General features: G+C 43.4%; 10 protein-coding genes. 5 read left to right on the forward strand and 5 right to left on the reverse strand.

Annotated features, from left to right (window positions below; translation table 11 throughout):
• Window positions 1-27 precede the first annotated feature (27 nt).
• Window positions 28-1,254, reverse strand: coding sequence for a phosphoserine phosphatase SerB (gene serB, locus HMPREF9448_RS01870; protein ID WP_008860881.1), 1,227 nt, complete (start codon window positions 1,252-1,254; stop codon window positions 28-30).
• A gap of 296 nt (window positions 1,255-1,550) precedes the next feature.
• On the opposite strand from serB, the gene HMPREF9448_RS01875 reads away from it, so the two are divergent.
• The 5 genes from HMPREF9448_RS01875 to HMPREF9448_RS01895 all read left to right on the forward strand — a co-directional run bounded on the left by HMPREF9448_RS01875 (window position 1,551) and on the right by HMPREF9448_RS01895 (window position 7,556).
• Window positions 1,551-3,539 carry a BACON domain-containing protein gene (locus tag HMPREF9448_RS01875; RefSeq protein ID WP_008860882.1) on the forward strand — a complete coding sequence of 663 codons (1,989 nt, stop codon included), beginning with the start codon at window positions 1,551-1,553 and terminating at the stop codon, window positions 3,537-3,539.
• Between the two features lie 241 nt (window positions 3,540-3,780).
• Window positions 3,781-4,272, forward strand: a complete 492-nt coding sequence (locus HMPREF9448_RS01880; protein WP_040295812.1) for a redoxin domain-containing protein — start codon at window positions 3,781-3,783, stop codon at window positions 4,270-4,272.
• Between the two features lie 270 nt (window positions 4,273-4,542).
• Window positions 4,543-5,088, forward strand: a complete 546-nt coding sequence (locus tag HMPREF9448_RS01885; protein WP_008860885.1) for a DUF4924 family protein — start codon at window positions 4,543-4,545, stop codon at window positions 5,086-5,088.
• 13 nt (window positions 5,089-5,101) lie between these two features.
• Window positions 5,102-5,971, forward strand: a complete 870-nt coding sequence (rfbD, locus tag HMPREF9448_RS01890; protein ID WP_008860886.1) for a dTDP-4-dehydrorhamnose reductase — start codon at window positions 5,102-5,104, stop codon at window positions 5,969-5,971.
• 4 nt (window positions 5,972-5,975) lie between these two features.
• A complete protein-coding gene (locus tag HMPREF9448_RS01895; RefSeq protein ID WP_008860887.1) occupies window positions 5,976-7,556 on the forward strand; it encodes a peptide chain release factor 3 in 1,581 nt (526 codons plus the stop codon).
• Between the two features lie 212 nt (window positions 7,557-7,768).
• Here HMPREF9448_RS01895 and HMPREF9448_RS01900 read toward each other — a convergent pair whose 3' ends face one another.
• The 4 genes from HMPREF9448_RS01900 to HMPREF9448_RS01915 all read right to left on the reverse strand — a co-directional run bounded on the left by HMPREF9448_RS01900 (window position 7,769) and on the right by HMPREF9448_RS01915 (window position 13,948).
• A complete protein-coding gene (locus HMPREF9448_RS01900; RefSeq protein ID WP_008860888.1) occupies window positions 7,769-8,209 on the reverse strand; it encodes a hypothetical protein in 441 nt (146 codons plus the stop codon).
• 614 nt (window positions 8,210-8,823) lie between these two features.
• Complete coding sequence (locus HMPREF9448_RS01905) at window positions 8,824-10,575, reverse strand: phospho-sugar mutase (RefSeq protein ID WP_008860889.1); 1,752 nt, start codon at window positions 10,573-10,575, stop codon at window positions 8,824-8,826.
• Window positions 10,576-10,725: 150 nt separating this feature from the next.
• A complete protein-coding gene (locus HMPREF9448_RS01910) occupies window positions 10,726-12,369 on the reverse strand; it encodes a dipeptidase (RefSeq protein WP_008860890.1) in 1,644 nt (547 codons plus the stop codon).
• Between the two features lie 16 nt (window positions 12,370-12,385).
• Window positions 12,386-13,948 (reverse strand): M23 family metallopeptidase, encoded by a 1,563-nt coding sequence (locus HMPREF9448_RS01915; RefSeq protein ID WP_157260315.1) that lies wholly within the window; start codon window positions 13,946-13,948, stop codon window positions 12,386-12,388.
• Window positions 13,949-13,972 lie beyond the last annotated feature (24 nt).

The raw sequence follows: 13,972 nt of genomic DNA on the forward strand, positions 1-13,972 counted from the left end.
TTGCAACAACCCGGCAAAATATACTCATCAATTGGCTTCGGAAATAAACGAATCTTTAAATCCGATAAAATAGAGAACACCATCGAGGCCTATCGTCGATATAGACTGGCTAGCGTTTTCCTTCACTTTCGGTTTAGCATGATAAGCGATACCTAAACCTGCCGTACTCAACATAGGCAAGTCATTCGCCCCATCTCCGACAGCTATCGTCTGAGCTATATCCACGTTTTCTACCTGTGCTATCAATTTCAACAACTCAGCCTTTCGACGCCCATCGACAATATCGCCGACATAACGTCCCGTCAATTTCCCATCGATTATCTCCAACTCATTGGCATACACATAATCGATTCCATAACGTTGTTTCAAATAGTTTCCGAAATAGGTAAATCCACCCGAAAGAATAGCAATTTTGAATCCTGCCCGTTTCAACACTTGCATCAGACGATCCACGCCCTCGGTGACGGGAAGCGATTCAGCCACTTCTTTCAAGACCGATTCGTCGAGTCCTTTCAACAGACCGACACGTCGTGCGAAACTCTCGCAAAAATCGATCTCCCCTCGCATAGCCGACTCGGTAATCGCTTTCACTTCGTCACCTACCCCGGCTCTCACTGCCAACTCGTCGATAACCTCGGTTTCTATTAGTGTAGAATCCATATCGAAACAGATCAACCGACGACAACGGCGATATATACTATCTTCCTGCAAAGATATATCCATGCCCAAATGTGCAGAAAGTTGCATGAACTCGGACTGCATAGCCACTTTATCTCTCGGCGTACCCCTCACAGATAACTCAATACATGATTTGGGAGGCCGAACCGTTTCATCGAGCGGAATACGTCCCGTAAGTCGTTGAATGGCATCGATATTTAATCCTTGCTCTGCCACAATACGGGTGACCTCACCTATCTGACGGGCTGTAATACAACGCCCCAATATCGTAATGATATAGCGGTTCTTTCCCTGCAACCCCACCCAACGCGTATATTCCTCTTCACTAATAGGAGAGAAACGAATGTTCACATCAAGCTCATAGGCCTTGAACAGGAGATCTTTAAGTATATCGCCCGATTTGGTTTCGTCAGTTTTAAATAATATTCCCAACGAAAGCGTATGGTGAATATCGGCCTGCCCGATATCCAAAATAAAAGCATCGTACCGGGCTAACACTTCTGCCAAAGCGGTCGTTACTCCCGGTTTATCGTCACCCGATATATTAATAAGTATAATTTCGGTTTTCGGTTTCATTAAAAAGAACTATTCTGATTTATTTCTGCAAATATAGCGTAAAGAATAGCAGCGACAAACTTTATTTAGAAGTTTCCCTATTATGGTATTATCTTTCGCTAATAAATGATTCCTCAAAAAGCGCCCCGAAAAGAAAAGACAAATTCCAACCCTCAAAAAGATATACAAGTAACCTTGCCAAACAGCTCCTCAAAGAGGATTATATAAAAAACGACAGAAACTTTCTTATTACACTTTTTTTTGAGTTATATTTGCAAAACATAATTAAAAAAATATTTCCCAACAAAAAGGATTCTATGAAATCTTTCATTTACATTTTTACCTTATTTTTTTCAGTAGCACTCTTAACAGCCTGTCTTGATCTTTCGGACAAAAATAAAGACGATGAGCCTTATTCAATCGAGTTGGTTAATGATATTGTCGTTCTATCGGCCGATGAGACCCAAAAGCCAAACAGTATCGAATTTACTGTATCAGACGATTGGTATATCGCTCCCGAGACTAGCCCGGAGACCGAGTATAAAGGCTCCGACTGGGTAACAGTCGACACCGAGCACGGTTCAAAAGGAACACACTCCATCGGGATTATCGCCCAAGCTAATTTCAGCGGTAAAGAAAGAGAGGCTGCATTCAGGCTCACCTGTGGCGAAAACAGTTCTCTTATCATTGTAAAACAAAGCACCCGCACTCAAAATGGCACGATACTAGACTTCGCAATTCCCCGGCGCATCATCGCCGACTACCAGACCATTGTCTCTTCCAAATCGACCGACTTAATCCAAAAACCTATTGCCTTATACATCAACGATGAAAAATTTGACGTGACTCCCCTCTCCCGCCAAGAGGGAATTTTTGAGTTGCCGGCATGCCTCAAAGGAGCACACACCATGTATGTGACTATCGGCGAAGAGCAATACCAATTCGGGGAAGTCGAGATATACACAAGCGGTGAGCCGATAAGTAATTTCGTCGTAGGTTTTCCGTTCAGCATGGACGTAGACAACATCACAACCCTCGTCACCTGCAATAGTGGCTCTTACGACTACTCGTTCGCTTCTGACTCCAACGGCGCAATATCTCTCCCTTTGTTTCGCAACGCCGATGGCCGAGCACTCGGTTTTTGTTCGTTTAGAGACCTCGAACAAATCTCTTCCCGATACATCTATGGAAGAATTGTATGTGGAACCAACGAAGACGAGATGATCCATTATGACACCACAAACTATACAGCCAGTTTGTGGAGCAGTTCCTCTCAACAAGTCATTATCGACATCGCCACAGGACTTGTCTATTACATAGACGAACAAGATGTTCTGATACGCATGAATGCTCAGTTCCAACAACGCGATGAACGCAGTTTCTATGTATCGAACCTACAACGTTACCAAGAAGATCTTGATTTCAATACACGCATTTATATCATAGAACTGCCTGAGGGAGACTTGAATTATTGGAAAGAATTATCCCAACACAACCCCGGACTGTATGTCACCGCTCGTGCTTACAAAACCCAAGTTCCCGATGCCATAGGCATTTGGGGCAAATGGATAGGCGCAAGTGACGGTTCTATCTACCTCAACGAGAATCAGATCATGAACAAATATGGGAAAATCAAAGAATTTACACCTCCTACCGAAGGGCAAGCCAAAAGCGAAGTTTTCACTTGTTACGGTTCGGGAATGCTATATCGGTTGCGTTATTTACATTATTGGGAAGATGCCTCGCACATTCACTCGACCCTCCGTATAGAAACTCCCGAAGGAACCTCAATGTGGGAGACCGACTGGGTAGATCCCGCCCCCGACAATACCACTATGATTTGGTATCCCTACTACAAAGCCTACCAATATCCCGACAAAACCATATTACTCCCCGGCAACATCGAGAAGGGCAATAGCACTCTCTTTGCCATCACCATTACTCCGACCGGTGGTGTAGACTCTTTTGAAGCTACACCTATCGACCGAGAGCAATTCTCTAACATTATAAACCATTGGGATATACAGAAATTCCCCTATTTAAGTAACCACGATTATATCATAACCGAGGACAATAAAATTTATCGTCGCAGCATTGTCCCATTCGGCAACGAACAACTCATCTACAATGGCGATGGATATATTCATAATTGCATAAGTTTCCAAAATGTATGCAGTATGTTCGTGCGCGAAAACGACCAACTTTACCTCATCGACTACGATGCACAAGGGACAGAAAAAAACAAAATCCCCCTTTATGGCGAAAAGTTTGAAGCAATAGGATACAGAATGTGCCGTTTTAAGTAGCAATTAGTTCCTTCAAAAAAAAAGCCTAATAACCAGATAATTATCAAATTTTAAATTGTTAAAACAAGAAATACATTTGGTTAATTCCCGAAAAACCTCCAACTTTGTCCCGATTTTATGGGTTCCCGGTAGCGAAGGAAGCGTCCTAAGCAAGAGGAACTAACCGCTGAAAATCAGCGGGGTCTGCCGTTTCGGTGCGATACCCTGACGTCAGATTTAGTATGAACCATAATACTTCATTATGAAGAAAACAAAGTCAGTTATTGGTATGCTGGCGTTGGTTTTATTGTTTTCGTCGGCTTTCAATCCGGTAGAAACTGGATTAAAAGAAGGGAAACAAGCTCCGATGTTGAAATTAAAAAATTCAGAGGGGGCAGTTACTCTCAGTGAATTAAAAGGCCGATATGTTTTGCTGAATTTCTGGGCCGGATACGATGCTCCGTCTCGTATGGAAAATATACGGTTTGCCCGAGAAATAGACAAAAGCGAAATCGAAAACATTAGTCTCGTATCGGTATCGTTCGATACCAGTCGAAAAGTCTTCGAAGAGACGATCAAACGAGACGGACTAAACACCGCTACCCAATTCTATGACAAAGACGGTTCTCAATCGGATATATTCGATAACTACCGTCTGAACAAAGGATTCGCCAGTTATCTGATTTCGCCCGAGGGTGTCATCATCGCCAAAGACCCGGATCCAGAACAATTGACAAAACTTATTCGTCAATAATCAAAACCTCCGTTATGTAAATGAGGCATAACGGAGGTTTTCTCTTTCTCCCCTAAACACTTTTCGAATTTCGGAACAACGCATTCCGACTCCACAAATTATTTCTTCCCATTCAATCACCTTAACAGGAGACTTTGAACTTTCATATTTTTCATTACATAACATTGCGACAGCAAACGATTTACATTATCTTTGCAGACAATTTCGGGAAAGGAATCCCTATAACCCAAAGGTCGCAACACAGACTGTTTACTTAAAATTTCGTTACAAATGATCATAGCCAGTCAGAAAAAAAAGGAAAATATTGCCGAATACTTGCTGTATATGTGGCAAATCGAGGATATTATCCGAGCTTACGGGCTGGATATAGACCAAATACAAAAGCATATCATCGATTCTTATGACTTACCCGAGGAACAAAAAAAGAGCATGCGGGATTGGTACGAATCACTCATCGATATGATGCACTCGGAGGGTGTAGAAAAGAAAGGCCATCTACAACTGAACAAAAACGTACTTATCGACTTGACAGATTTGCACCTGCGTTTGCTGAAATCTACCCGAGAACCGTTTTACGGAGCAGCATTTTTCAAGACTCTGCCCTATATAGTGGAGCTGAGAGCCAAATCGGGAGAGGGAAAGACCGGTGAATTGGAAACATGTTTCAATGCGTTGTACGGAGTATTGTTACTGCGATTGCAGAAAAAAGAAATCCAATCCGACACACTGAAAGCTATTCAACAGATATCGGCTTTTCTTTCGATTCTCGCCGAGAAATACAAACAGGAAAAAGCCGGAGAATTGGAACTGGAATAATACATAAAATGCGATGACTAAGAAAATTCTTATTACGGGCGCTAACGGACAGTTGGGACATGAAATGCGGAACGCATTGAAAGGTAACAACCGTTTCGAATGTATCTTTACCGATGTCGCCGAATTGGACATCTGCAATGCCGAAGCCGTAAAACAAATCATAGCCGACAACCATATCGACTATATCGTCAACTGTGCCGCCTATACCCAGGTAGACAAAGCGGAAGACAATGCCGAACTTTGCAAAAAAATCAATACCGATGCTGTCGAAAACCTTGCTCGCGCGGCTGCCGATTACGGAGCCCGCATGATTCATATCTCCACCGACTATGTTTTCAACGGAAGAGGTTACAGTCCCTATACCGAAGATATGCCCCCTGACCCGCAATCGGTTTACGGTTCGACCAAACTAGAAGGCGAAAAAATATTGACCGACATCTGTCCCGAAAGCATTATCATTCGCACAGCATGGTTATACTCCCCTTATGGCAACAATTTTGTCAAAACCATGCTGCATTTAGGAGAAGAACGGGAGGAGTTATCGGTAGTCGCCGACCAGATAGGCACGCCCACTTGTGCCGCCGACCTCGCACAAGCAATCCTTGTCATACTGCAAGCGGATACATTCGTGCCGGGAACATACCATTTCTCCGACGAAGGGGTATGTAGTTGGTATGACTTCACAGTAACTATTCACAGGCTGGCCGGGATCACGACCTGTCGAGTGACACCGATACGAAGTGATGAATATCCCAGTAAGGCACACAGACCTTTTTACAGCGTCCTCGATAAAAGTAAAATTAAAAAAACATACGGGCTGACTATTCCTCACTGGTACGAAAGCCTGTCGAATTGCATAAAACTATTACAAGAAACCCATTAATAACGTGAGTACACTTACAGAAGAAATCAGTAAACGTAGAACATTCGCTATTATCAGCCACCCGGATGCAGGAAAAACGACACTAACCGAAAAACTACTTCTTTTCGGAGGAGCTATTCACATTGCCGGAGCTGTAAAATCGAATAAAATCAAAAAGACCGCCACTTCGGACTGGATGGAGATAGAGAAGCAACGCGGTATCTCGGTCGCTACTTCGGTCATGGGATTCAATTACGGCGATTACAAGATAAATATTCTCGATACCCCGGGTCACCAAGACTTCGCCGAAGACACATACCGCACACTGACAGCAGTAGATAGCGTAATTATCGTAGTCGACGTTGCAAAAGGTGTTGAAACACAAACTCGCAAACTCATGGAGGTGTGTCGTATGCGCAATACACCGGTAATCGTGTTTGTCAACAAACTCGATCGTGAGGGTCGCGACCCGTTCGACATTCTGGACGAATTGGAAGCAGAGCTGAAAATAAACGTACGGCCCCTCAGTTGGCCTATCAACATCGGACAAAAATTCAAAGGAGTTTACAATATCTACGAACAGAATCTAAACCTATTTACACCGAATAAACAAGTCGTTACCGAACGCATCGAATTAACTGATGTGAACAGTCCCGAATTGGAAACCTACATAGGAGAACAAGATGCCGAAAAGTTACGTGCCGACCTCGAATTGGTCGAAGGCGTCTATCCCGAATTTAACACGGAAGATTATTTAGCTGCCAAAATGGCTCCCGTATTTTTCGGCTCGGCACTAAATATGTTCGGAGTAAAAGAATTGCTCGATTGCTTTGTGAAAATAGCGCCTGCACCCAAACCCATTCAAGCGGTAGAAAGAGTCGTCCGACCCGAAGAGGAAAACTTCACAGGGTTCGTATTCAAAATACACGCCAACATGGATCCCAATCATCGCAGTTGTATCGCTTTCGTAAAAGTATGCTCTGGAAAATTCGAACGAAATGCCAATTACAAGCATGTGCGCAGTAACAAGATGATGCGCTTTTCGAGTCCCACGGCATTCATGGCACAGAAGAAATCGGTGGTCGACGAAGCTTATCCCGGCGACATCGTCGGGTTGCCCGATACAGGCAACTTCAAAATAGGCGACACGCTCACCTGTGGCGAGGAATTGCACTTCAAAGGGCTACCGAGTTTCTCGCCCGAAATGTTCAAATACATCGAAAACGATGATCCGATGAAGTCGAAACAATTGAACAAGGGTATAGATCAACTAATGGACGAAGGTGTAGCCCAATTATTCGTCAGTCAATTCAACGGCCGTAAAATCATCGGGACAGTAGGACAACTACAATTCGAAGTTATCCAATACCGATTGCTACACGAATATGGAGCGCAGTGCCGTTGGGAGCCCATTAGCCTTTACAAGGCTTGTTGGATAGAAAGCGACGACCCACAGGCTCTCGAAGCATTCAAAAAACGGAAACACCAGTTCATGAGTGTAGACCGCGATGGTCGCGACGTCTTCATGGCCGATTCGAACTATGTTCTACAAATGGCTCAAACAGATTTTCCCAAGATAAAATTCCACTTCACAAGTGAATTCTAACCGAGCCTCTTCCTCTATATGGCTAACGCCCCACAAAGGAAGGGTTTAAAAGTAATCCACTTCTCCCCTATGGCACGTTGTGCCATAGGGGAGAAGCTGAAAAACAATAGTCCCGAAGAGAGGGGTTGATAATGCCCTCTTTCGTAAGACATGAAATATCGAAGCTCTACCCTCGGTCGCCAACCAAAAAGAACAATTGCAACCTTATACCATCAGGGAATTTCAATACCCCATATTTGATTAGGTTCTATTCTCTTGAAATAGACAACCTTCTTTTTATTCATAGACGACAAGACCAACCGACCGTCCATATTCGTCCCTCGATAATAATTTAATGTAAATTCGGCAGGAGTATATACTCTCGAATCTTTATCGGGAACATACTCAAAACGTTGCTCCGACTCCAACCACATAGAATCTTTGACCAAATGTGTATCCCAAATCAATATCTTATTGACCGTTTTTGAATGAGGAGGAACTGTATCAAGCCTCCCGGAGCCACACAAAGTCCTATAATCGACAACCGCATAAGCATCCGTTTTATTCATCGTCACAATATCGACAGAATAAATACCCGATTTGTCATATTCTTCCTCACAGCCGAACAAGAAAAGAACAAAAGCAATAGCCGAATAAATAAAAGGCTTTTTCATTTCAACGTTGTTTTTCGATAGGTTAATCATATAAAATACAATCTATTTTTGCCTCCCTATTCCCCTCCGGCAGACGTTTAAAACTAAAAAAGCGTAGGGAACTTACCTGTTTATCTTACAAGAGGTACGACCAAGTAACCACGCAGAAATAAACAGTTACCCCCACGCCGACCGATATATACCCGCACTCCCGTGCGCATATATGGCAAGCATGAGCGTTTGCACTGCTTATCCTTCTGCTAAAAATTGGTCGTTTTCTTGTAAAGGATAAAACAAAACGCTTCAAAAAAAATATGTCTGTCGAACAGACCAAACAGCCGAACGACTTGGCGAAGATAGTGTAAAGGGAAATTAAAAACAAGTTTTATATTGTGTTTTTATCTCCTAATTACATAAAGCCTATATGTATACGATACAGAGAAAATACCACGGAACTAACCATACTTGAATGCTGACTATTGAGCTCGATTACGAGAACAGTAAGGAAAAGTTAATAAAGTCATTTAATAAAAAATCCCCGGAAAGAAATTCTTTCCGGGGATATATACTTGGAGAGTGTTTCAAAATTTAATTTCTCTCTACTGCCAAGAAGGCTCTATTTCAATCAGAAACGATTAAATACCCAACTCTTTTTTAATCGCTTCGATTTTAGCATCGGCCGCTGCATTGGCTGCATCGTAATCGGCATAGTTATCCATCTTGATACCACGCACTTCGATATAGAATTTGATTTTAGGTTCTGTACCGGAAGGACGGATAGAGACTTTGGAACCATCTGCCGAAAAATATTGCAAGACATTGGAAGTTACAGGCATATCGAGTTTCGATTTCGTACCATTCACCACATCGGTAACTTCAAGCGATGCATAATCTTTTACAAGAATCACAGGAGAACCACCGAGTTCTTTCATAGGATTCTCACGGAAATTCTTCATCATGGCGACTATCTCCTCGGCTCCCGATTTCCCTTTACGAACGACCGAGATACCCTTTTCTTTGGAATATCCATATTTAATATAGATATCCTGCAACATTTGGTACATAGTCATACCTTTGTCTTTCGCCCAAGCAGCGATTTCGGCCATTAAAGAAATAGACGATACAGAGTCTTTGTCGCGAACGAAATCTTCGGGCAAAAATCCGTAGCTTTCTTCTCCGCCACCTATATAGCGGGCTTTGCCTTCGTTCTCACGAATAACAGAAGCAATCCATTTGAAGCCTGTATAGCAATCGTACATTTTGAATCCGTTCTGCTCGGCGATCGTCTTGATAGTCTCGGTCGTCACAATAGTCTTAACGATATATTCGTTACCTTTCAGCAGCCCTAATTCTTTATTACGAGTCATCAGGTAATTGAGGAATATCATCACAATCTGATTGCCATTCACCAAAACGAATTCTCCTTTATCGTTACGCACAGCGATACCGATACGATCGGCATCGGGATCAGAAGCCATGACCAACTCGGCATCGGTTTCAATGGCTTTCTTAATAGCCATATCGAGAGCCGCAGGTTCTTCGGGATTGGGAGAAACGACAGTCGGAAAATCTCCACTTACAACATCTTGTTCGGGAACGTGAATGATGTTGGTGAATCCGAAGTTTTTCAACGAAGCAGGAATCAACTTCACACCCGTACCATGTATAGGCGTGTATACAATTTTCATATCGTGATGATGAGCAATGGCCTCGGGACTAAGCGATAGAGTCTTAATACGGTCGAGATACCGACGATCTATTTCCTCTCCGATAATCTCGATCAGCTCTGCATTTCCCCGGAACTTCACATCTTTCACCGAAGTGATTTTATTTACTTCGTCTATGGTATTCTTATCGTGAGGTGCTATCATCTGTGCCCCATCGTTCCAATAAGCCTTATATCCATTGTATTCTTTGGGATTATGCGATGCCGTAAGTATCACTCCACTCTGACACCCCAACTCTCGAATGGCAAAAGAAACTTCGGGAGTAGGACGCAAAGCATCGAACAAATATACTTTAATACCATTCGCCGAAAAAACATCGGCAGCGACCTCGGCAAATTTGCGGCTGTTGTTCCGGCAGTCGTGACCGATAGCAACCTTTATCTGGGGTAGGTCGGCAAAGGCCTTTTTCAAATAATTGGACAATCCCTGAGTAGCAGCTCCCACCGTATAGATATTCATACGATTCGTTCCGGCTCCCATGATTCCACGCAGACCACCCGTACCAAATTCGAGGTCCTTATAAAACGCTTCTATCAAATCGGTCTTATCTTCGTTATCGAGCATGGCACGCACAGCGGCCTTTGTTTCTTCGTCATAGCCATCGCCCAACCATATTTGAGCTTTGGCGGTCACCTGTTTCAATAAATCTTCATTTCCCATATCGTAAAGAATTCAATAGTTAATTATCTTCTGTCACAAATTTAGTTATTTCAACGAGACCACCACACTATTTAAGCAAAAGTTTCTCATTAATTTAACATTCAGTAATCCAAGAGCTACCTCACTCTCCCAAACAATTCCCGACAAGGCTCAATACTTCGGAGGCGTTTCGAGAAAGCGATTGCCCGTCTGCCGCACGATTTCTTCGTAGTACTCTTGGGAATATCCGGGGAAAAGTGGAGAATCGGGCAATCCGTAACCATTATCCTTGAATTTTCCATTTTCTTCTTGCTTTACATTTCCATCGAGGAATTTCACCATAAGATACTCACCTAACTTCTTCCAACGAGCGGTCGAGGCTTCGGCGGCATCGCAACTATATTGCGTGAGGTAGGCAATAGCCTCTTGGGGAGAGGTCGCATACAACTCGACAGCAGCCTTATCGACCGCCGGCTGACGGAGATTCAACGAGGTTTCGACAGCCGACTGGACTTTGCGAATATCTCCTATCATAGGCTCATAACGAGCATAAGCCATATTCGCCACCCAATTATGAATCCAAAAAGCCGAGGTCCATGAGAAATCATACATCGATCCATTCTCCGGACTAAAACATTCGGGAACCTGTGTAATACCACAATACATCGGGATATAAACACATGTATTGGCATCATCGACTCCGAACCAAAGTACACCACCGACAGGATCGGGCAACCAATTCCGCATTTGTCCGACTAACGTAAATCCGGTCTGTTGCGTAGCAATGGCTCGTTCCATGCAGTAGGATTTGCCATCTACCTCGAATGACATGGGACGGAAACGATAAGGGACTTTGAATGGCCCAGCCCCTACATCTTGCGTCATATCGAAAGGCGTATCTTCAAAATGGTCACGCATAGCCTCTTTCATATCTTGTACAGATAACTTTCGCGAGGGTTTAACATAAAGCGGAAACGGTTCAGCCGATTCTCCATTGACATAGGGCAAATAATTGTCCATCGTACTATCATACTTACGGAAGAAAGACCACACCCGAGCATCGCAAGCTCTCAAAGCTCCGAAATCGGCGGGTGAATAGGCTCGCGCAAAACTGAAATCTTTATTCAGCCCATCAAAATACCCCATCTCCCGAGCAAAAGAAATCACATCGGGAGAGTACAGGCAATTCTCTTTATCGTCCATAGGAATCTTGTGAATACGAGGATAGTTGGCATGACCGGCGATACAATCGTCAGGAATACGAACCGCCACCCAAACGGCTCCCCGACGTCCGGGGCCCTTGCCGATCAAGTCCAAAATCCATGCTTCGTTGGGATCGGCAATCGTGAACGATTCTCCACTACTATAATATCCGTATTTTTTTACAAGTCCGGTCATTACCTTTATAGCTTCGCGTGCGGTTTTCGCCCGTTCAAGTGCAAGTTGCATCAACGAGCCATAATCGATAATACCTGTCGTATCGACCAATTCGGGACGACCACCCCATGTCGATTCCACAACAGTAAGCTGATGTTCGTTCATATTGCCTATCACGGCGTAGGTATGTTCTACCTGTTCTATTTCTCCCAATGGTTTATTCGTATCCCACTCTACAATCGAACGCATAGAGCCCTTTGGCCAATCGGCAGCAGGAGAAGAAGTCAAAGCTCCGTACAAAGTATGAGAGTCTGCCGAATAAGTAACCAATACACTACCATCGACAGTAGCCTGCTTCCCGGCAATCAATCCCGTACAAGCCCACACGTGGACAAAAAATCCTACCGTAAAAAAAACTAAAATCGCAATTTTCTTCATATCAAATAATTTTTATTTACCACACAAAAGAGTTCGTATAAGACTGCTCGTTGCCACACATATCGTAAACCACAACGTGCAACGTATGCTCGCTACCTTTTTTTACCCTGTTACTTTCGAGACGATATGAAATTCTACCTGTCTTCCCGTCTAATTCGAACAAAACAAATTTCCCGTCGATCTCTCCCCGATAACTTTTCAAACCACTTTGGTCATCGCTTATTTTCAAAATGACTTTTTCCCGAGTCGACCATTTGTCTGGTGCAATCGGAAGTATCGTCGGAGGCAATGTATCTACCGAAACGGCATAAGACCCGAACTCCGTAATTTTAGCCTTATACCAACCATTTGCATACTCCCCGCAAACCGGATAGGATCTATCATCGTCCAAACGAACCAAATAATATTGCCTTTTATCTGACAATTTATCCTCGGTCAACCGTACAGAAATTTCGGCAGCTTTATGCAAAGGGGGTACAGAAGGTGCAATAATGTGAATATCGGAACAATATTTTTTCGAAGGAATCTTTCTTCTCGTAAAATCGAGATTTTCATACAAAGCTCCGGCCGGCACAAAAATGCCAAAATCGTCTTTTTTATAGAGATTATCTACTGCATAAGAGAAATATATCCCCTCTTTTTTAGGGAGTGGAGGTTCCTGCAATTTTCCAATCAATGAAAATTCGACAGAGGAACTATTCCCGTCATAATCGGTCAAAACATACCGACAACGATAGGCTCGCTCCTCATCGACATGAAGAATGCCTCTATTTTCTACTTGTTTATAAATAGACTTCAACCGATTACCCGGTGCAATATAAGTGCGCATAATCACTCCTTCTTCGGCAAAGCTATTAATATAACGAGTCTCGTCAAACGAATAACGATAGATATAGGTCGAAAAAAACAGGCTGTCATCGATATACAAATCGACTTGATGGACTCCATATTTATTCGTCGTACCCGTCATTCGATCATACGCCTCGATACCAAACGATACATCGCCCCATACCGGAACCGACTCCCCTATCGAGTAAGAACCGGCCGAAGCGCGCACCGCTTTTCTTTCCATGCGACGAGTCGTATTTCCCATCACCCCTTCATGCGTATAAAAAACGAGGTTACGAACTTCGGGAGCTACATCGTCTGTGATTAAAGGAGACAACCATTCCTGAGGATCCATCGGGTCTTGCGTATCGGTATCCCGTATATCCAAATGCAAATGAGGACCGCCAGACGATCCCGAATTCCCGCTATATCCGATTATATTGCCTTGTGCGACAGGGATTTCACCTTCGGCAAATTCACAATCGATAGAAAAATCCTCTTGCTCATACTGCTGACGGCGAACAATTTCATCGATAAAAGGCGCAAACCGGTCCAAATGTCCGTAAACCGTAGTCAAACCCGACGAGTGATTGATATACACAGCTCTGCCAAATCCCCACGGAGAAACAACGACCCGAGAAACATAACCGTCGTCCATAGCATATACTGGCAATCCGATACGTCCTTGTGTCTTCAAATCAATCCCCGAATGGAAATGATTCGGTCGTAATTCTCCGAAATTAGCACTCATCAATAACGGAATTTTCAAAGGCGA

The organism is Barnesiella intestinihominis YIT 11860 (assembly GCF_000296465.1).
Classification (GTDB): domain Bacteria; phylum Bacteroidota; class Bacteroidia; order Bacteroidales; family Barnesiellaceae; genus Barnesiella; species Barnesiella intestinihominis.

What these genes read in the sequence shown, in the direction of transcription:
- HMPREF9448_RS01885 (WP_008860885.1), top strand. Translation starts at nt 4,543, where the DNA reads ATGATCATAGCCAGTCAGAAAAAAAAGGAAAATATTGCCGAATACTTG.
- HMPREF9448_RS01900 (WP_008860888.1), bottom strand. Translation starts at nt 8,209, where the DNA reads ATGAAAAAGCCTTTTATTTATTCGGCTATTGCTTTTGTTCTTTTCTTG.
- HMPREF9448_RS01880 (WP_040295812.1), top strand. Translation starts at nt 3,781, where the DNA reads ATGAAGAAAACAAAGTCAGTTATTGGTATGCTGGCGTTGGTTTTATTG.
- serB (WP_008860881.1), bottom strand. Translation starts at nt 1,254, where the DNA reads ATGAAACCGAAAACCGAAATTATACTTATTAATATATCGGGTGACGAT.
- HMPREF9448_RS01905 (WP_008860889.1), bottom strand. Translation starts at nt 10,575, where the DNA reads ATGGGAAATGAAGATTTATTGAAACAGGTGACCGCCAAAGCTCAAATA.
- HMPREF9448_RS01910 (WP_008860890.1), bottom strand. Translation starts at nt 12,369, where the DNA reads ATGAAGAAAATTGCGATTTTAGTTTTTTTTACGGTAGGATTTTTTGTC.
- HMPREF9448_RS01915 (WP_157260315.1), bottom strand. Translation starts at nt 13,948, where the DNA reads ATGAGTGCTAATTTCGGAGAATTACGACCGAATCATTTCCATTCGGGG.
- HMPREF9448_RS01875 (WP_008860882.1), top strand. Translation starts at nt 1,551, where the DNA reads ATGAAATCTTTCATTTACATTTTTACCTTATTTTTTTCAGTAGCACTC.
- rfbD (WP_008860886.1), top strand. Translation starts at nt 5,102, where the DNA reads ATGACTAAGAAAATTCTTATTACGGGCGCTAACGGACAGTTGGGACAT.